This window comes from Bordetella sp. (assembly GCF_057362025.1).
Window position 1 is genome coordinate 16,908 of record NZ_JBMQQZ010000037.1, and the last position, 19,486, is coordinate 36,393.

At 64.8% G+C, this 19,486-nt stretch carries 17 protein-coding genes and 2 tRNA genes; 11 read left to right on the plus strand and 8 right to left on the minus strand.

Translation table 11 applies throughout. The features are described from left to right. Window positions 1–128: 128 nt before the first annotated feature. Window positions 129–1,421, minus strand: coding sequence for an SMC-Scp complex subunit ScpB (gene scpB, locus ACO1P8_RS08315; RefSeq protein ID WP_486295462.1), 1,293 nt, complete (start codon window positions 1,419–1,421; stop codon window positions 129–131). 80 nt (window positions 1,422–1,501) lie between these two features. Between scpB and ACO1P8_RS08320 the strand changes: the two genes are divergently transcribed. Further along, window positions 1,502–1,578, plus strand: a tRNA-Met gene (locus tag ACO1P8_RS08320). Window positions 1,579–2,294: 716 nt separating this feature from the next. Here the strand turns inward: ACO1P8_RS08320 and ACO1P8_RS08325 are convergent. Together ACO1P8_RS08325 and ACO1P8_RS08330 are read right to left on the minus strand one after the other, a co-directional pair. Continuing rightward, window positions 2,295–3,359 carry a CobW family GTP-binding protein gene (locus ACO1P8_RS08325; RefSeq protein ID WP_486295463.1) on the minus strand — a complete coding sequence of 355 codons (1,065 nt, stop codon included), beginning with the start codon at window positions 3,357–3,359 and terminating at the stop codon, window positions 2,295–2,297. Continuing rightward, window positions 3,359–3,775: a RidA family protein gene (locus ACO1P8_RS08330; RefSeq protein WP_486295421.1), complete on the minus strand. Its 417-nt coding sequence runs from the start codon at window positions 3,773–3,775 to the stop codon at window positions 3,359–3,361. The genes ACO1P8_RS08325 and ACO1P8_RS08330 overlap by 1 nt, the downstream gene beginning before the upstream one ends. A 162-nt stretch (window positions 3,776–3,937) precedes the next feature. On the opposite strand from ACO1P8_RS08330, the gene ACO1P8_RS08335 reads away from it, so the two are divergent. The 7 genes from ACO1P8_RS08335 to ACO1P8_RS08365 all read left to right on the plus strand — a co-directional run bounded on the left by ACO1P8_RS08335 (window position 3,938) and on the right by ACO1P8_RS08365 (window position 10,355). Next, a complete protein-coding gene (locus tag ACO1P8_RS08335; protein WP_486295422.1) occupies window positions 3,938–4,960 on the plus strand; it encodes an ABC transporter substrate-binding protein in 1,023 nt (340 codons plus the stop codon). A gap of 32 nt (window positions 4,961–4,992) precedes the next feature. Beyond that, window positions 4,993–5,829, plus strand: coding sequence for an ABC transporter ATP-binding protein (locus tag ACO1P8_RS08340; protein ID WP_486295464.1), 837 nt, complete (start codon window positions 4,993–4,995; stop codon window positions 5,827–5,829). Further along, on the plus strand, window positions 5,810–6,616 hold the full coding sequence (locus ACO1P8_RS08345; protein ID WP_094842874.1) for an ABC transporter permease: 807 nt from the start codon (window positions 5,810–5,812) through the stop codon (window positions 6,614–6,616). Before ACO1P8_RS08340 ends, ACO1P8_RS08345 begins: the two co-directional genes overlap by 20 nt. A gap of 45 nt (window positions 6,617–6,661) precedes the next feature. Continuing rightward, window positions 6,662–7,423: an SDR family NAD(P)-dependent oxidoreductase gene (locus ACO1P8_RS08350; protein WP_486295423.1), complete on the plus strand. Its 762-nt coding sequence runs from the start codon at window positions 6,662–6,664 to the stop codon at window positions 7,421–7,423. An 80-nt stretch (window positions 7,424–7,503) separates the two neighbouring features. Beyond that, window positions 7,504–8,346, plus strand: coding sequence for a fumarylacetoacetate hydrolase family protein (locus tag ACO1P8_RS08355; protein ID WP_486295424.1), 843 nt, complete (start codon window positions 7,504–7,506; stop codon window positions 8,344–8,346). Window positions 8,347–8,403: 57 nt separating this feature from the next. Further along, on the plus strand, window positions 8,404–9,420 hold the full coding sequence (locus tag ACO1P8_RS08360; protein ID WP_486295465.1) for an ABC transporter substrate-binding protein: 1,017 nt from the start codon (window positions 8,404–8,406) through the stop codon (window positions 9,418–9,420). Next, complete coding sequence (locus ACO1P8_RS08365) at window positions 9,417–10,355, plus strand: SMP-30/gluconolactonase/LRE family protein (RefSeq protein WP_486295425.1); 939 nt, start codon at window positions 9,417–9,419, stop codon at window positions 10,353–10,355. The genes ACO1P8_RS08360 and ACO1P8_RS08365 overlap by 4 nt, the downstream gene beginning before the upstream one ends. On the opposite strand, the gene ACO1P8_RS08370 is transcribed toward ACO1P8_RS08365, so the two are convergent. After that, a complete protein-coding gene (locus tag ACO1P8_RS08370; RefSeq protein ID WP_486295426.1) occupies window positions 10,346–11,260 on the minus strand; it encodes a LysR family transcriptional regulator in 915 nt (304 codons plus the stop codon). The two genes, ACO1P8_RS08365 and ACO1P8_RS08370, sit on opposite strands and share 10 nt — an antisense overlap. 373 nt (window positions 11,261–11,633) lie before the next feature. On the opposite strand from ACO1P8_RS08370, the gene ACO1P8_RS08375 reads away from it, so the two are divergent. After that, window positions 11,634–11,885 carry a hypothetical protein gene (locus ACO1P8_RS08375; RefSeq protein ID WP_486295427.1) on the plus strand — a complete coding sequence of 84 codons (252 nt, stop codon included), beginning with the start codon at window positions 11,634–11,636 and terminating at the stop codon, window positions 11,883–11,885. Between the two features lie 5 nt (window positions 11,886–11,890). Here the strand turns inward: ACO1P8_RS08375 and ACO1P8_RS08380 are convergent, their stop codons facing one another. Further along, entirely contained in the window at window positions 11,891–13,102 is a 1,212-nt protein-coding gene (locus tag ACO1P8_RS08380) for an MFS transporter (protein WP_486295428.1), read from the minus strand. A 212-nt stretch (window positions 13,103–13,314) separates the two neighbouring features. Here ACO1P8_RS08380 and ACO1P8_RS08385 point away from each other — a divergent pair, with 212 nt between their 5' ends. Next, entirely contained in the window at window positions 13,315–14,463 is a 1,149-nt protein-coding gene (locus ACO1P8_RS08385) for a serine hydrolase domain-containing protein (protein WP_486295429.1), read from the plus strand. Between the two features lie 70 nt (window positions 14,464–14,533). After that, a complete protein-coding gene (locus tag ACO1P8_RS08390; protein ID WP_486295430.1) occupies window positions 14,534–16,207 on the plus strand; it encodes a S53 family peptidase in 1,674 nt (557 codons plus the stop codon). Between the two features lie 421 nt (window positions 16,208–16,628). Here the strand turns inward: ACO1P8_RS08390 and ACO1P8_RS08395 are convergent. The 3 genes from ACO1P8_RS08395 to ACO1P8_RS08405 form a co-directional block, all read right to left on the minus strand. Further along, window positions 16,629–16,704: transfer RNA gene (locus ACO1P8_RS08395), tRNA-Asn, on the minus strand. Between the two features lie 65 nt (window positions 16,705–16,769). Continuing rightward, on the minus strand, window positions 16,770–18,095 hold the full coding sequence (locus ACO1P8_RS08400) for an MFS transporter (RefSeq protein ID WP_486295431.1): 1,326 nt from the start codon (window positions 18,093–18,095) through the stop codon (window positions 16,770–16,772). Window positions 18,096–18,155: 60 nt separating this feature from the next. Further along, window positions 18,156–19,475 (minus strand): amidase, encoded by a 1,320-nt coding sequence (locus tag ACO1P8_RS08405; protein ID WP_486295432.1) that lies wholly within the window; start codon window positions 19,473–19,475, stop codon window positions 18,156–18,158. Between the last annotated feature and the right edge of the window lie 11 nt (window positions 19,476–19,486).

Here is a 19,486-nt window from a genome sequence, read left to right on the forward strand (position 1 = left end):
CACGTCCGCGCCCTCCGCCGGCGTGGCGCCGTCTGCGCGCGGCGACGCTGCGCCGACCGCCGTTTCACGCGGATCTATGACATCGTCCTGCACGTTCTTATTGATACTCACTGGGACTACTCCAGAATTCACTCTTTACGCGGCGCGCCAGGCGCGTCTTGTTCATTGTCGTTATCGGATGGGTCGGGAGGCACCTCTGGCGTCTCTCCCGGCGCGGGCGGCGCGATTTCGGGTGCCGGCTCCGTGGGATCGATTTCAGGGGTCCCGCCGGGCGGAACAATTTCGGGATGCTGCCCGGGAGGGAGAATCTCCGGACGATGGCCTCCGGTGTCGATGGTGTCCCGATCCGGTGCCGGGATCTCCGGCTGATGAGGCGTCGGGCCGGTGGCCGCGAGGATCTCGCGGGGAACGTCACGGCGCATATCGTCCGATTGCTGTTCAACACCGTTTTCGCGCGAACCGGTATCGGGCATTCCAGGTTCTTCGGCGCCAACCGGACCGGACGGCGCGATCTCAGGCGCCCCGCCCTGCTCCTGTCCGGCGTGCGCATGAACGGCATCCGACGCATCGTCCCGTCCGTCGAGCGTCTCAGCGCCAGGCATGTCTGTGTCTTGTTCCGCATGGTCCGCGTCGGCGGGGTCGGCATCCACAGGCTCTGCATGGCTAGCGCCGACGGAATCGGCGTCCGCCGGCTCTTCCTGATCCGTGCCGGCGAGATCGGCGTCCGCCGGCTCTCCCTGAAGCGCGTCCGGATCGGTTTCCGCCGGTTCCGCATGACTCGTGCCGGGAAGGTCGGTGGTCGCCGCGCCGCTCGCAGCCTTGGCGGAGTCGTCCTGCCCCTCGCCGTCGCCCCCGCCGGCATTGGCGCCGGTAAGATCCAGCCCCTCGAGCGCTGCCATGGCGCCGCCAGCTTCGAGCGGCGGCAACTCGTCCAACGCCCGCAGGCCCAGGTCGTCCAGGAACTGGCGTGTGGTGCCGAACAGTGCAGGACGTCCGGGGGCGTCCCGATGACCGATGACTTCGATCCAGCCCCGGTCTTCCAGTGCCTTCACGATCTGCGAGGAGACGGTCACGCCACGTATGTCTTCGATATCCCCGCGCGTAACCGGCTGCCGCCAGGCCACGATGGCCAGTGTTTCAAGCACTGCACGCGAATACTTGGGCGGTTTTTCCGGACTGAGGCGTTCCAGGTAGCGCTGCATGGCAGGACGACTCTGGAAACGCCAGCCGCCAGCCAGCGATGTGAGTTCCAGTCCGCGATCCTTCCACGCATCCTGCAGCGCTTCGAGCAAGCCATCCAGGCGGGCGTTGTCCACGCCGTCGTCCTCGGAAAACAGCCTGCGCAGCTCCGCACGCGGCATGGGCTGCGGCGCGCACAGCAGTGCCGTTTCTATCACCAGTGTTGCCTCGCTATCGTTCATCGATATGTTCAATTCATCGTGGTAAGTAAGGCCCTGGCTTGCCAAGGCTGAAAAACTGAAGTAATATCTCTTTCTCCAGACGCGGGGTGGAGCAGTCTGGCAGCTCGTCGGGCTCATAACCCGAAGGTCGTAGGTTCAAATCCTGCCCCCGCAACCAAACAGCAAACAGATCAGGCTTGGCGAATCCGCCAAGCCTTTTTTGTTTTGTCGATGAAAACGACGAAGCCCGGCTCGACGACGCAACCTGGCTGGGCGACATATCCGAAGAACGCGCCCTCGCCCGCGCCACATGCGCGCGCAGGCGTCCATGCGCATCCGGCGCCGGACACGCGCGGCTCTGCCGCGCGGCACAGGCCTGCACGACACTGACACACGTCTGTGCGAAAGCAGCCGCGGACTGCGGCTCGAACCAGAAAAACGCTTGCAAAAAAACCTCGGCCAATAAGGCTGGTCTGCGATACCCATGCGGCGCTCGGGCATGCGTAAAGCAACCACGAACCGCAAATGCCGAAAAGGAACGATATGGCAATGGACGACGGGCGGACAGTATCCGCGCACCCCTGACGGGGAATACCTGGCGCGGCGCCGATAAAGATTGAACTGAGCCGTCCGGCATGACCCCGGGATTATCGGAGCGTCTTTTTATTGCCGATTAAACCTGCGTGACGACGGAAAGGCGAAGGCGGGTGAAAAATACGCGAACCACCCGAAACGGCCTGCCTGGGGCATGCCCATCTTTGGCCGTCTGTAATCAAGCCGCACCGCCTGCAGGAACCTACAAATTATACCCACATTAACGGTTCCATAGGGAAAAAACGCGACACGCCATTGACACGGCCCTATCGGCAGGCCCCGGGGATTCGAGCGGCCTGCTCAGCCACCGCCCAATTGCCCTAGTCCGAGGTGCAAGCGAACCCGCTTGTCCAGTTCTTCCGCCGCCAGGCCGCGGGCGATGAAGACGAGCCGCGCCTCCGGCTCGCCCTCCGGCTCGCCCTCCGGCCATTCGGATAGCGCCACGAAGGGATATAGCTGGTCGTGCACGGCATGCACGGCACTGGGCGCCATATCGCCTTCGAAACGGACCAGTCCTTTCATGCGCAGCAGCGATGCGCCCAATTCGGCTTGCAAGGCCGACATCCCGCGCAGGAATGCGGCGCGCGATACCGATGCCGGCAACGTCAGAACGGCCACGGCGACATCATGCGCCCCTCCCGCCGGCGCGGCACCGCGGCCGCCAAGCCAGCCGCCACGGGTATAGCGCCCCAACCACGGCGTGCCGTCCGGCGCGGCGGACGCCTGGCCTCGATATAGCCGCTGCGCCAGCAAGGCCGACGGCAGCGGACCTTGAGGATCCAGCACATGGATATGCGCGGCCGGGTTCAGGCGCAGCACCGCGTTGCTGGCGTCGCTGACCTGGGCAGGCGATACCAGGTCGGACTTGCTGATGGCGATGTCGTCGGCCAGGGCCAGTTGCTGGGCGGCATCGGGTTCGGACGCGATCTGCCCGATCACGCGCTGCGCATCGGCAACCGCGATGGTGCCTTCATAAACGTAGCGCTCGGCCAGGAAGTGTTCATGGCGCAGGGTGAACAGGACTGGCGCCGGGCTGGCCAGGCCGCTGGTTTCGATGAGCACATGGCGAAACGGCTGGATCGCGCGGCGCAGGGCCAGCAGGAAAAGATCGCGCAAGGTATCGGCCAGGCCGCCGCGCACCATGCAGCAGATGCAACCGCCCTCCACCACCCTGACGTTGTCCGCCACATGGCGGACCAGATGGTGGTCGATGCCGATGCTGCCGAACTCGTTGATCACCACCGCGGATTGCGCGAAACGCGGCTCGCGCACCAGGCGGTTCAGCAGCGCCGTTTTGCCGCTGCCAAGGAAACCGGTCAGCACCGTGACGCCGATACGGGCGTCCGCAGGACCTTGGGACGACATCACGGACAAAGCGCGACCGCGTTCACTTCGATCAGGGCACCATAGTGCAACGCGGTAGTGGGCACGACGGTGCGTGCGGGCCGCGCGGCGCCCATGACGGATTCATATACCGCGTTGACCTCCGCCCATAGCGCCACATCCGGGATGAAGATTTGCACGCTGACCAGGTTCTCCAGGGTGGTCCCGGCTCCATCCAGGATCGCCTGCAGGTTCTCCAGGCACTGCCTGGCCTGCGCCGCGATGCCGTCGGGCAGGATGCGCTTCGAACCCGGAGGGAACGGCAACTGCCCCGAGACGAAGACAAAGCCGTTGGCCTTGATGGCTTGCGAGTAATGGCCGGCCGGTAAAGGCGCGGCGGCGGTTTCGATACGTTCGATCATGGTCGCCATGAGTGGGATAAGTCGTATGGCCATCATACCGTTTTCGTCCGGACGGACCGTGCCGGGTCCCCCACCGGCTGCCATCGCGATTCGAGATGGTGGTTTTCCCAAAAACCACGCCGGGGCCGCGCATCCGCATGCATCATTAGTCGCCGCGATGCCTGCCATCGCGGCTAAAACCAAGAAAGGAGACAAAACATGAAGACGCTGTTGGCGGCTGCGCTTGGCGCCGCCGCGATCGTGTGCGGCACGGCCGCGGCACAATCGAAGACGCCCCCCGAAAAAAAGGAAGTGCACATCGGCGCGGCGTCCACGGGTATCACCTACCTGCCCGCCATCATCGCGAAGCAATTGGGCTACTTCCGCGACGAAGGACTGGACGTGACCATCGCGGCGTTTTCCGGCGGATCGAAAGCGCTGGAATCGATGCTGGGCGGAAGCACCGATATGACCGCGGGCGCGTACTCCAACACGCTGACCATGGCGACCAAGGGCCAGAAACTGGTCACCATCGCGGCGCAGGTGGTGTGCCCGGGATGGGTCTTCGGCGTATCCAAAAAGAATTTCGACAAAGTGAAATCGCCCGCCGACCTCAAAGGCATGCGGGTGGGCGTCAGCGCGCCCGGTTCCAGCACGCACATGGTAGTCAACTACATCCTGCACAAGGCCGGGCTGAAGCCGGACGACGTATCCATCATCGGCGTGGGCCAGGCCGCCGGCGCGGTCGCGGCGGTGCGCGCGGGCCAGATCGATGCGCTGATCGTGAACGACCCCGTCGCCACCGTGCTGGTGGACGGCGGCGACCTGAAGCCGCTGGCGGAGATGCGGACGGCCGATGGCAATAAGCAGGTCTTCGGCTCGGACTACCCCGAGTCCAGCATCTACGCCACCAAGGCCTTCGTGGACAAGAACCCACGCACCGTACAAGCGGTCGCCGATGCCATCGTACGCGCCGAACATTGGCTGGCGAAGGCAACCCCGCAGCAAGTGGTCGCCACGGTGCCCGCGGAATACCTGGTCGACAACAAGGACCTGTACGCCAAGTCCTTCGAGAACAGCCGCCGCTGCCTGTCCCGGGACGGCGTAATCGCGGACGAGGGCGCGCGCACGGTACGCGACGTACTGGCCGCCTTCGATCCATCCATCGCCTCCGCGCATATCGACCTGGCGGCAACCTACGACAACCGCTACGTCAAGAAGGCCGGAGAAACCGTGCGATGAGAGGAGCCATGCTGCGCAGTATCGACGACCCCATGCATCGGACGTGCCAGGAGACGGCAACGGCGCGGGAAGCCCTGCATTTCGACGGTGTGACATGCACCTTTGCCAGCAACGAGGGCCATGGGCAGACCTACACCGCGGTACGCGACGTCAACCTGGCAATCCGCGATGGCGAGTTCGTCTCGGTGGTCGGCCCCACGGGATGCGGCAAATCCACGCTGCTGAATGTGGCGGCGGGCCTGATGCGCCCGTCGGCGGGCACGCTGAGCGTGTTCGGCCAGCCGCTGATGCAGGGCTTGAACAAAGAGGCATCCTACCTGTTCCAGGTGGATGCGCTGATGCCCTGGAAGACGGCGGAGGACAACATCGCCGCCGGCCTGATATTCCACGGCATGCCCAAGGCCAGGGCGCTGGAATCCGCCCGGGAATGGCTGGAACGCGTCGGCCTGGCCGGGCATGGCAAGAAGTATCCGCACCAGATGTCGGGAGGTATGCGCAAGCGTGCCGGCCTGGCGCAGGCGCTGGTCCTGGATCCGCGCATCCTGCTGATGGACGAGCCTTTCAGCGCGCTGGACATCCAGACCCGCCACCTGATGGAAGACGAACTGCTGCGCCTGTGGTCCGCCGATCGCAAGTCGGTGATTTTCGTCACGCATGATCTGGAAGAAGCAATTTCGCTGTCGGACCGCGTGATCGTCCTGTCCGCCGGTCCGGGCACGCGCCCCATCGCGGAGTTCGAGATCGACCTGGAACGACCGCGCGAAGTCGCGGAGATCCGCATGACCCAACGCTTCCTGCAACTGCACACCGAGATATGGGAAGTACTCCGAGGGGAGGTATTGAAAAGCTATGCCAGCGCTCGCTCTTGATCCACGCAATCGCATCCTGGTGCTGTCCACCCGCCTGCTGCTGCTCGCGGGCGCGATCTTCCTGTGGTGGCTGGGTACCAACCGGCAATGGCTGTCGCCCTTTTTCTTCGGGGATCCCGTCGGGGTAGCGCAGCGCATCGTTACCTGGTTCGCCAGCGGTTCGATTTTCATCCACCTGTACACCACGCTGATCGAAACGCTGCTGGCCTTCATCATCGGCACCGTCCTGGGCCTGGCTTGCGGACTATGGCTGGCGCTGAATCCCTTCCTGGCCGTAGTCACCGACCCGTTCATCAAGGCCTTCAACTCGATGCCGCGGCTGATCTTCGCGCCCATCTTCGCGCTGTGGTTCGGGCTGGGCATCTGGTCGAAGATCGCCCTGGGCGTCACGCTGGTGTTCTTCGTCGTCTTCTTCAACGTCTTCCAGGGCGTGCGGGAAGTCAGCCCGGCCGTGCTGTCCAACACGCGCATGCTGGGCGCGAGCTCGCGCCAGCTGATGCGGCATGTCTACATGCCGTCGGCGATGAGCTGGGTGTTTTCCAGCCTGCACAACGCGGTGGGCATCGCATTCGTGGGCAGCGTCGTAGGCGAGTACCTGGGGTCCGAGAAAGGCGTCGGCTACCTCATCCTGCTGGCCGAAGGCGTCTTCGATATCAATGCGGTGATCGCGGGCATCCTGCTGTTGACCGTGTTCGCGCTCGTGCTGGACACCGCCGTGTCGCTGTTCGAGGATCACTTCATGCGCTGGCGTCCCGTGGCCGGCCAGACGGTCGCGGCCAGTGCCTGACCAATTCTTCATCGCATTGAAAAACGCAATAAAAGGAACTGCATCTTGCAAACGAATTCAATCAATCTGAAAGACCGCGTCGCGGTGGTGACGGGCGGCGCGCAAGGCATCGGCCTGACGGTGGCGCGCCGCTTCCTGGATTCCGGCGCGCGCGTCGTCCTGTGGGACGTGAACACCGGCCTGCTGGCGAAAGTCAAAAAAGAACTCGGCGCGGAAGGCCACGGCGTTCATACCGAAGCCGTGGACATCGCCGACTACGCCAGCGTCGAAGCCGGCGTGGCGGGTACGCTGCGCGCGATGGGAAAGCTGGACATCCTGATCAACAACGCCGCCATTATCGGGCCCAACACCACCGTGGCGGAATATCCGCTGGACCAGTGGCGCAAGGTCATCGATGTCGACGTCAACGGCACGTTCTACTGCTGCCGCGCCGTCGCGCCCGTCATGATCGCGCAGAAGTACGGCCGCATCGTCAATGTGGCGTCGATCGCCGGCAAGGAAGGCAACCCCAACGCGGCGGCGTACAGCTCCGCCAAGGCCGCGGTGATCGCGCTGACCAAGTCGCTGGGCAAGGAACTGGCTACCCACGATATCGCCGTCAATTGCGTGACGCCGGCGGTGGCGCGCACACCCGGCGCGATGGAGCAGTCGCCCGAGCATATCGCCTACATGCTCAGCAAGATTCCACGTGGCCGTTTCCTTGAATTGCACGAAGCGGCGTCGATGATCGCCTGGCTGGTCAGCGAGGAAAACTCATTCACGACGGGCGCGGTTTTCGATCTGTCCGGTGGACGCGCCACGTACTGAGAACGGCACGAAGCACAGACAGGGCTTTCTCCTGGATGGCACCGGCCATCCGGCATTTCACACGCATAAGGAAGTTGAAGATGAAGTTGCTACGCTACGGCGCCAAGGGTCAGGAAAAACCGGGGCTGCTCGACGCGCAGGGCCGTATACGCGACCTGTCCGGTCATATCGCCGACGTCGACGCGGCCACACTGTTGCCGGAAACGCTGGATCGGCTGAAAACGATCGACCCCGCCACCCTGCCGCCGGTTCCCGGCACGCCGCGCCTGGGTCCCTGCGTGACGGGCACCGGCAAGTTCATCTGCATCGGGTTGAACTACTCCGACCACGCCGCCGAGACCGGCGCGACGGTACCGCCCGAACCGATTATCTTCATGAAGGCGACCAGCGCCATCACCGGCCCCAACGATCCGATCGAAATTCCGCGCGGCTCGGAAAAGACCGACTGGGAAGTCGAGCTTGGCGTGGTCATCGGCAAACCCGCCAAGTACGTGGCCGAAAGCGATGCCATGGCGCATGTGGCCGGCTATTGCCTGATCAACGATGTGTCGGAACGTGCGTTCCAGGCGGAACGCCAGGGCCAGTGGACCAAGGGCAAATCGGCCGACACCTTCGGCCCCATCGGTCCATGGCTGGTCACCCCCGACGAGATTGCCGACCCGCAAGCCCTGTCGATGTGGCTGGAAGTGAACGGCCATCGATACCAGAACGGCAGCTCCGCGACCATGGTGTACGGCGTGCGCTACCTGGTGTCGTACCTCTCGCAGTTCATGTCGCTGCAGCCGGGAGACATCATCTCGACGGGCACGCCCCCCGGGGTCGGCCTGGGCCAGAACCCGCAGGTGTACCTGAAGCGCGGCGATGTCGTGACCCTGGGCATAGAAGGCCTGGGCACGCAGCGCCAGGATGTCGTCCAAGGATAAGAAGAACGGCGCGGCGCCTCGCCGCGCCGGACATACCAGGAGGAGAACAACATGATGATGCGTTACGCCACCGCCGCGGTTTCCCTTGCATTGCTTGCCGGCACGCCGCTGGCCGCGCGGGCCCAGGGTGCCCCTGAAAAGCCCAAGCTGCACCTGGCGGCCGCCGGTGTCGGCTTTCCCTATCTGCCTTTCGTCATCGCCAGCAGCCGCGGCTACTTCAAGCAGGCGGGGCTGGACGTCGAGATCGGCGTCTACAGCGGCGGCGCCAAGGCCTTGCAGGCCTTGCTGGGCGGCAGCGCCGACTTTGTCGCCGGTGCCTATTCGAACACCATCACCATGGCGGTAAGAGGCCAGAAACTGGTGTCCTTCGCCATCCAGGCGAATTGCCCGGGCTTCGTGTTCGGGGTCACCAAGGCCAGCCATGACAGGATCAAGTCGTATGCCGACCTGAAAGGCAAGCGCATCGGCGTCAGCTCGCCGGGGTCCAGCTTCCATATGGGCACCAACTATTTGCTGAGCCGGGCCGGTGTCAAACCTGATGAAGTGTCCATCATCGGCGTCGGATCGTCCTCCGGCGCGGTGGCCGCCGCGCGCAGCGGACAGGTGGATGCCATGATGTCCAACGATCCGGTGGCGACCATCCTGCAGGACAGCGGCGATCTGTTCCCGCTGGCAGCGATGCGCAGCCCCGAAGCGACGCGCCAGGCCTTGGGCGGCAACTATCCGGAAGCCGCGGTGTATTCCACCAAGGCCTTCGTCGACAGGTACCCCAACACAGTCCAGGCCATCGCCGCCGCCATCGTGCATGCGGAGCAATGGCTGGCGCAGGCCACGCCGGAGCAGGTTGCCGCGGCCGTGCCGCCGGAGTACGCGCTGGCCGACAAGGAAGTGTTCGCGCAGGCCTTCGCCAATATGCGCGCCTGCCTGTCGCACGATGGTGTGATGACCGACGAGGCCGCCAAGACCGTGCGCAACGTATTGGCCGCCTTCGACCCGCAGATCGCGGCGGCCAGGATCGATCTGGATGCGACCTACGACAACCGTTATGTCCAGAAGGTACCCAAGCAGCAATGAACCCCGACACAGCGATGCAGGATTTCAAGGTCCTGGCGACCGGATTGCTTTTTCCGGAAGGGCCGGTGGCGCGCGATGACGGCTCGGTCGTGCTGGTGGAGATCCAGCGCGAAACGATCAGCCGCGTCGCGCCGGACGGCGGCGTGGAAGTGCTGGTCGAAACAGGCGGCGGACCCAACGGCCTGGCCGTCGGGCCGGATGGCGCCTTCTACGTGGCCAATAACGGCGGCTTCCTGTTCCAGACGATCGCCGGCTACAACCGCACGCGCGCCGGCATGCATCCGGACTACACCAGCGGCCGCATCGAGCGTTACGACCCGCGCACCGGCGAGCTGCGCACGCTGTACGACCGCTGCGGCGACGCGCCGCTGTGCGGCCCGAACGACCTGGTCTTCGACAGCCAGGGCGGTTTCTATTTCACCGACTTCGGCAAGAACCGCACGCGGGATCGTGACCATGCAGGCCTGTACTACGCCCTGGCGGACGGATCGATGATCGTCGAAGTCGCGTATCCGCTGACCACTGCCAATGGCGTCGGCCTGTCGCCGGACGAAAAGGCGGTGTACGTATCCGAAACCGAAACCGGCCGCGTCTGGGCCTTCGACCTGGACGCGCCGGGCAGGCCGCGCAAACACCCCTTCCCTTCGCCCAACGGCGGTCGCCTGATATGCACGCTGCCGGGCTACCAGCGGCTGGACAGCATGGCGGTGGACGTGCACGGCAACATCTGCGTGGGCACCTTGATTACCGGCTGCATCACGGTGATCGCGCCATCCGGCGAAATCCTGCGCCAGGTGATGCTGCCGGATCCCATGGTCACCAATATCTGCTTCGGCGGGCCGGACCGCAGGACGGCGTACATCACCCTATCGGGAACCGGCCAATTGATCTCCATGCCGTGGCCGGACCAGGGTCTGGCCCTGCCTTACGGCTGACGACGCTTCGCCTGGCCTTCGCTATGTTCGCCCAGGTGCTTGAGCAGCAGCTGCACCGGGGCCGGCAGGGACTCCGCATCGCGCACGCAGATTTTCCAGTGACGCATGGCCCAGTCCTCGTCCAGGGGAACAGCGACCAGCGGCCCGGAAGCCACATAGCGCGCCGCGTGGTGTTCCGATACCAGCGCGATACCCAGCCCGGCTTCGACCATGCTGCGCGCCGGCTCGAAACCGTTGACGCGGATGCGAAAGCGCAAGGGAAAATCCAGATCGGCGGCGGCGCGCAAAACCAGGGAATTCAGGTAACTGCCCGGCTGCGGCCCCACCAGCTCGTATTCGGCGACCTGCTGGAAAGTCACCTTGCGCGCCTTGGCCAGCACGTGGTCCGAGGTCATTATGACGACGAGACGGTCGCTATGGTACGGATAGACGCGCAGGCCGGGCACCAGCGCGTTGCCGCCGAAAATACCGATATCGGCCGCGTTCTCCGCGACCGCGCGCACCACTTCGGGGCTAAGGCTTTCCTGCAGATCGATACGCAAGGCAGGATGCAGCGCCAGGAAGTCGCGGATATCGTTCGCCAGATACTGCACGATGGTCGACAGGCTGGCATGCAGCCGTATCTGGCCGCGCAGGCCTTCGGCATGGTCGAACAGCTCGCTTTCCATCTGCGCCAGGTCGCGCAGGATGACGCGCGCGTGGTTAAGCAGCGAATGCGCGGCCGGCGTCAGTTCCAGGCCCTTGTTGCTGCGCAGGAAAAGCGGCGTGTGCAGCATGTCTTCCATCTGGGAGATGCGCTTGCTGACCGCGGACGGCGCGATGCTCTCGGCATCGGCCGCGCGTGAAATATTCAAGTGCTCGCAGACCGCGACGAACAGTTTGAGCGACAACAGGTCGAACCGCATCAGCCTCCTCCAGAGCCGGGACGCGCCGACGCCCACGGATAACCGGCATGGTGCCGGGCCCCGCCGGTAGTTCTTGCACGGGCGTGTAATCCTGGCGGCCCCTGCCGCCGCAGGGGCCCGGCTTCCCGGGACGCAGGGGCCGCCGGACCGGCCGGCGACGGCCGCCACATGGCGTCAGCACTATACAACGCGAGGCGGGAATGGTATTCCAACGTCCGGGAGTAGTCGCTGACCATAGGACGGCTAGACGCGGCCGTCGACACGACCCTACGGATAAGAGCGCCATCCCTGTGCATTCCCCCCTGGAGAAAGCGGGAGTGGCGGCGCGCGGTTTGCTGCCGCACCCGGTTTCTACAGTCCACGGAGTCGCGCCATGGAGCAGCATGAGCTATACATTGATCTGCGCAAGACAGACCTGCTGATAGCCGAATGCCGCCATCAACTGGAGTGCCAGCACCGGTTGATCGCCAGCCTGAAGCTGCAACGCGCTTTGGCGTGGCGCGAAAAACTGCAAGCGCGGGCGATGGAAAAGCGGATATCGGCGCTGTGCCTGCATCGCGACGCGCTGATCCGCGCGGCCGCCGCGATGCAGCGGCACATGGCGGACGGATCCGCGCGGGAATGATGGAGTCAGCAGGCCTGCCGGCTCGGCACGCCGGTCAACGTCCTGGCGCGGCGGCGCTGCAGCGTCACGGCGATCAGCCACAAGGGCATGCTGGCGATGGCCAGCATGCTGCCCACCCATCCGGTCGATGTCCATCCATAACCCGCCGCGATCGCCAGGCCGCCCAGGAAGGGACCCAGCGCGTTTGCGGTATTGAAGGCGGAATGATTCAAGGCCGCCGCCAGTCCCTGGGCATCTTCGGCCACGTCCATCAGGCGCGTCTGCAAGACCGTCGCCAGCGCGCCGCCGAGGCCGATCAGGAAGACACTGAGCATGATCAGCCACAGGTTGGCCGCCATCAGCGGAAACAGCGCCAGCACTGCGGCGGTCCATAACAGCAACAGCCCGGCAGTGCGCATGATGGCACGGTCGGCATAGAGCGGAATCACCATGTTGCCCACCGTCAGTCCCACGCCGAAGACGCTCAGGACCAGCGGCGCGGCGGCGGCCGACACATGCGTCACGGCAGCGAGCGTATCGGCCAGATAGGTGTAGACGGCGAACAAGCCGCCGAAGCCGACCGCACCGATGCCCAGCGTCAGCCAGACCTGCGAACGCCGTAGCGCGCTGAGTTCGCGCAGGGGACTGGATGCCGGATCGGCGGGCGTGTGCGGGGCGAACAGGCGCACACTGGTCATGGTCAATACCGCCAGCAGCGAGACCAGCGCGAAACTCCAGCGCCAGCCCACGGCCTGCCCCAGCCAGTTGGCAAGCGGCACGCCGACGATGGTGGCGAAGGTCAGTCCCAGGAAGACCCGCCCGACCGCCACCGTGCGGCGGTTCGCGGGCACCAGCGAACTCGCGACCAGCGAGGCGATGCCGAAATACGCGCCATGCGGCAAGCCGCTGAGGAAACGCGCGGCCAGCATCGCATGGTAGTTGGGCGCCACGGCGCTCAAGCCGTTGCCGATGGCGAACAGGGCCATCAACAGGATCAGCAGCGTGCGCCGCGGCAACCTGGCGCCCAGTACCGCGAGCACGGGTGCCCCGACCACGACGCCCAGGGCATAGGCGCTGATGACGTGTCCGGCCGTCGGCGCATCGATATGCAGGCTGTCGGCGAACGACGGCAACAGGCTCATGGTGGCGAACTCGGTCGTCCCGATCGCGAAACTGCCCACGGCAAGGGCGAGAAGAACGAGGCCGAACCGGTGAGGCACGGCAGGCTGGTCGGTCATGGGGTGTCCAGGGAAGCAAGGATGAAAATGCTGCAGCGCAGCGCGCTATTGTACGCACGGCCGATGCCGATGAAGCAAAGACGATCCGTTGCGACTTTTGCCGAATCGCGGTTTGTTTTGCGGTTTCGCGTCTGAAGTTGTTTCGTCCCGATAGCTGCCATATTCTTGGCGCTGCTTATTTCCGGGGCATCCCGCCCCGCTGGAGCGCCGCGATGATAAGTCCCGACCAGTTGACTGCCCTGGTAAGCGAAATCTTCGATCCGCGCGTCGCGGATCCTGATGATCCGAAGGCCGGCAAATGCCGGGGATTCCTGATCGGCGTCACCCTCGATAAAGCGCGCTACTTTTTCTGCATTGGCGACATCATCCTGCACAGCGGCAAACCGCTGCCCAAGTACCAGGACATCGTTTTCTTCATCGGATCGAATAGCAAGATCTTCACCGCCACTTTGCTGCCGCTGGCCGCGTCCGGGGCGAAAAACCCCGTCGGCCCCCAAACGCCGGTGGAGGATCTGCTGCCGGCCAATGTCACGTTCAACCAACCGAACGGTCAGGTCCTGCTGTGGCACCTGGCCACGCATAGCGCGGGCTTCCCCACGCCGGTATGCGGCCCGCGTCCGCGCTTCGGCGATTACCCGTTTACGTCGCTGGGGCAGTTCCTGGCCGACTTCCAGCCCCCCTATCCTCCGGGCCAGTACTGGCAATACAGCAATCCGGCATTCGCGCTGCTGGGCGATGTGCTGTCGCACGCCTATCAATCGGACGGCCGGAGCACCTACTGGGATGCGACTTACAAGCAGTGGCCGTCCCTTGTCGTGCAGCAGATCACCCGGCCCTTGGGCATGGACAAAACCCAGGTGGGCTACGCCGAGCGTGCCGATGTCATCGCGCAGGGCTACAACTACACCGACCATGGCGGCACATACGCATATACGCCGGTCGATCCGCCAACTTGGTCACTCCAATCCGCCGGCCTGGGCGCCGGTGCGCTGTCCTCCACCCTCGATGACATGCTTGCGTTCCTCGAGGCGCAGATCGATCCTCCGGCGGGCGATCTCGGCGACGCGATCACGGCCACGCAGGAGCCCTGGCCATCGTCGGACGCCTTGTCGATGGGGCTGGGCTGGCAACGGTCCGACGACTACTTCGACAAGAACGGCGAGCTGGCCGGCTACAACACCTATATGGCATTCGACCCGGGCGCGAAGGTCGGCGTTTTCGTCTTCGGGAATACGGACCGGGGCGCGGCCGGCGCGGCGGTGGACGGCGGCGGGCGCATCCTGCTGGGCAAGATACGCGGCACGCCCGCGCAGCGCTCGGTGTTCCCCAAGCCACCGACCACGCCCGAATGTCCCAATTGATACCCGTCGAGATGTCCGCACGCCGCCTGGCGGCGACCTGCCTGACCGTACACGGCAACAAGGAGACCCCATGACGCAATCACGACAAGCGCCCGTATTCCAGGCGAGCGCATTGCCCGCGCATCTTTTGACCCGACCGGCCGGCCTCGCGGATGCGGGTCAGATACTGCGCGTCACCCTGCGATTGCATCCGCGCGGCGGCGATCAGGCAGTATTCGACCGCGCCATGAGGCTCGGCAAGGAACATCCCATGGGGCGACGATTCCTCGACCCGCAGGGTTTGGCCGCGGAATTCGGCCCGCCACCGGAAGCGCTGGATGCGGTCCGTGCCTTCTGTAGCGAACACGGCTTCGTCCTGGATCGCGTGGCGCTGGGCAGTTTGTTCGCCACCGTGGTCGGCAAGGCTGGCGACCTGGCGCGCGCCTTTGGCGTCCAGTTGTCCATGTATCAGCATGAGGGCCGCGTATTCAGAGGGTATGCGGGCACGCTGGAACTGCCCGCCACGTTGACCCCGCATGTCGCCGCGGTCCTGGGGCTGGACGAAATTTCATCCCTGGTATCCCGGCAGACCGACAAGATTCCGTGCGAAGTCAGCATGGAAACCATGGCGAGCAATCCGCCCATCACCGTGGCGGACCAGTACTACCAGTATCCGACCCTGTTCACGGGCGCGGGCGCGACAGTCGCATTCATCGAGGACTATCTGGTTCTCGACACCAGGAACATCGACGCGTTTTTCTCCAGTCTCGGACTAACGGTAAAGGTCGAAGTGATACGGCCGATGGAGGAAATGGACGAGCCGTTCTGCGAGACGACCATCCTGCCACCGACGGACGATGGCGAGGCCATGCTCGACATCAAACTGGCCGGGGCCGTCGCACCGGGGGCCACGCTGGTCGTCTACGGCCAGGCGGCAAGCTACGGATACAGCTGCGACCCCTGGATCGATTCGCTGATGGCCGCGCTGGACCGGCCGGCCTTTCCCTGCCATGTCATGTCCATCAGCCTCGGTACTCCCGAATCGGATTGGGCCGTCCAGACCGCGCAAAGCGTGCATCTGCTTTTCGCGATCGCTGGCCTGCAAGGCGTGACCGTATGCGTGTCCTCGGGCGATTACGGTGCGTTGGGCAATCCCAGCGGCCATTACGAGCAGAACTGCGCTTTTCCGGCCACCTCGCCTTTTTCGCTGGCGTGCGGCGGCACGGAGCTCCTGCTCGACAACGAACGCGAGCTGCAGGGAGAGGTCGTGTGGAACGAACTCGGGCAGGCGTACCAGAAATGCGCGACCGGCGGCGGACTCAGTACGCTCTTCGATGTTCCCGATTACCAGGAGGGATTATCGCTGCCGGATTCGTTCAACACGGACAGGTTGGCCGGGCGCGGCATTCCGGACGTCGCGGGCAACGCCGCGGTATCGAGCGGCTACGCGCTCGACCCGGATAACACCGGCAATTTCTACGGAACCAGCGCGGCGGCGCCCATGTGGGCGGCCTTGTTCGCCCGCCTGATCGAAGGCAATGGCGGAAAACCGCTGGGCTTCCTGAACCCGTGGCTATATGCGTGCCAGCTTTACGCCCGGGCGGCCCTGTGCAAGCCCATCACCGAGGGCAATAACGGCGCGCCGAACAGCGATGTTTCGTTCTCTGCTCAGGCCGGCGTCCCATGGAATGCCTGCTGCGGACTGGGATCGCCACTCGGCTCGAATATCGCCAAGGCGTTGGGAATAGGCGCGTCCACGGCATGACACCGTCACGGCCGGTGGGCGGGGACCATGCGTGCCTGCACAGCAGTCGACCTCCCGCGCACGCGCCGCTCTTGCGTTATGCTGCATTGACCAACCATACCGACGGTGTCAGGAGGTGCGTATGTATCCCCGCAAAAGGTTTCTTTCCCTGGCTGCCTCATGCGCGCTGGGCATGTTGCTGCTGGGCTGCGCCAATGATGGACGCTTCGACCATCCCGGCCCGCCGCACCCCGGCGCCGCCAATCCGTGGGCGAGCGATCGCGGCTGGGGACCCGGACCGAATTATCCGGCGACGGGTAGGTGATCAATCCGCGGATCGTCTCGACAAAAACCGCCGATCAGGGCGGTGCGCGCATAAAGAAAAAACCGCCAGCTTGGGCGGTTTTAACTACTTTTTTACTGCTTGATTCTCTAACGAATTTGGCTCCCCGAGCTGGGCTCGAACCAGCGACCTGCGGATTAACAGTCCGTCGCTCTACCGACTGAGCTATCGGGGATCTGTTAGAGAAGCGAGACTATATCATGATTTTTTTGGGCAGTGCAAATCCCACTTCTCTCGTCGTTATGTGCGCGGCGCGTCGCGCTTGATCCTGATGAAAAACAGCACCAGCAAGGCCGCGCAGAGCTCCATCAGGCCGACGCTATACAGGCCCGAAGCGAGGCTGCCGGTCTTGTCCTTGAGCCAGCCCATCAGGTACGGTGCGGCAAAGCCGGCAAGGTTGCCGACGGAGTTGATCAGCGCGATGCCGCCCGCCGCGGCGGTGCCGGTAAGGAAGGCAGCAGGCAGCGACCAGAACACCGGGAAGGCGGCCAGGATGCCGATGGCGGCGAAGGAGAGCGCATACATCGCCGCGACCGGACTGCCCAGGAAATAGCCCGTCAATACCAGGCCGATGGCCGCGGCCAGGCTGGCCAGCACGCTATGCATGCGGCGTTCGCCGGTGCGGTCGGAATGGATGCCGTTCATCACCATGGCGACGGTGCCCAGGATGAAGGGAATCGCCGATACCAGGCCGATGTGGAAGTTGCCCTGCACGCCCAGTTCCTTGATGATGGACGGCGTCCAGAACGCGATGGTGGCATTGCCGCTGACGATGCAGAAATAGATCAGCGCGCACAGCCATACCCGCCCGTTGAAGGCTTCGCGCAGCGACGAATGCTTGGCCGGGTCGCGCCGGTCCGCCTCCAGGTCGCGTGCCACGATCGCGCGTTCGCTGTCATTCAGCCACTTGGCGTCGGCGGGCTTTTCGGGCAACCAGGCCAGCACGGCGAAACCGGCCAGCACGGAAGGAATGCCTTCGATCAGGAACAGCCATTGCCAGTTGGCCAATCCTTCGACATTGGACATGACGCTCATGACGAAGCCGGCGACCGGGCCGCCGACCACACCGGCGATGGCGAACGAGGTCATGAAATACCCGTTGATCCGGGCGCGGCGATCCGACGGGAACCAGTACGTCAGGTACAGCACCACGCCGGGAAAGAAGCCGGCCTCGAATACGCCCAGCAGGAAGCGCATCACGTAGAACTGCGTGGGCGTCTTGACGAAAATCATCGCCATGGAAGCCAGCCCCCACAGGATGGTGATGCGCGCCAGGGTCCGGCGCGCGCCGATTTTCTCCAGCAGCAGATTGCTGGGCACTTCGAACAGGAAGTAGCCGATGAAGAAAATGCCGGCGCCCAGGCCATAGACCGTTTCGCTGAACTGCAGATCCTGCAGCATCTGCAGCTTGGCGAAGCCGATATTGACGCGGTCTATCCACGCCAGCACGAACAGGAAAACCAGGAAGGGGATCAGGCGCGTGGCGATCTTTCGATACGCGAGCGTGCGCTCCGCCGGAAACGGCGCGGAGGCCCCACCCTGCGCCGGGGTAACGGTGGACGACATGGAAATGCTCCGTGAGTGAACGAGTGGATAGCCCCGCCCCGCGGCGGGGATGATGTTGATTCAGTTCAAGGCAGGTTCGATCGCGCCCGCCACCTGGAGGATGCGCGCGTCCGCACCCCGAAGTCCGCAGACCGCCAGGCCGATGCCGGGCTGCCCCGTCGGCAGCGACACGCCGCAGCCATCCAGGAAATTGATCACGCTGGTATTGCGCAGGACCAGTGCATTGGTCGCGAAGAACGCCTCGTCCGTGCCCAGGTCGTCGACGCGCGGCGGCGGCACGGCGACGGTCGGCATCAGCCATGCATCGGCATCCCGCAGGCGGTCCGCGGCCACCGCCATCAGCCGCGCGCGCTCGTCGAAGAGGGTGATGTAGTCGGCCGCGGACTGTTTCTCGCCGCGGCGGATGCGCATGGCCACCCGCTGGTCGTATTCCTGCCCTTTGTCCGCCAGCAGTTGCCGATGCCAATGCCAGGCTTCGGCCGCCGTGAAACCGCCGCCGCCGTTGATGGTGGGCAACTGGTGCAGCTCCGGGAATTCGAAGGGGACGATCTGCGCCCCATGCGCGGACAGGCGCGACACCGCCGATTCGAAAGCGGCCGCCACGGCGGCATCCACGCCGTCGAAGACGAAATCCCGCGTCACGTACAGACGCAATCCCTTCAAAGACGCCGGTCGCGTGTCCAGGGTGTCGCCGCTCAGGACGCGATCCAGGCTGGCGCAGCAGTCGACCGAGTTGGCCAGCGGCCCGGCGGAATCCAGGGTGCGCGACAGCGGCACGCCGCCTTGCAGCGGCACACGATGCGAGGTCGGCTTGAAACCCGTCAGGCCGCAGAAGGCAGCCGGGATACGGATGGAGCCGCCGGTATCCGTGCCGAGCGTCGCGACGGCCATGCCCTTGGCCACACTGACCGCGCCGCCCGACGTGGAGCCGCCGGCAACGCGGGATTCGTCGTGAGGTGCGCGCGGGGTGCCGTAGTGGGGATTCAAGCCCAATCCGGAAAACGCGAATTCGCTCATGTTGGTGCGACCGACCAACACCGCGCCGGCGGCGCGCAGCCGGGCCACGGCAACGGCGTCATCGGCGGCCGGGGCGGACGACGCCAGCGCGCGCGAGCCCGCCGACGTCACCTGGCCGCGCACGTCGAACAAGTCCTTGATCGAAACAGGCAGACCGGCGATGGGCGAAGGGACATTGCCCGCGCGGCGCGCGGCATCGCTGGCGCGCGCCGCCTGCAGCGCGGCATCGGCGTCGACGTGCAGATACGCCGCCCCGCCCGCCTTGCGATACGACTCGATGGCTGCCAGGCACTGTTCGACCAATTTCTCGCTGGTGGTGCGCCCGGCCTGCAGGTCGGCCTGCAATTGCTTGATGGTCTGCATGGATGGATCCT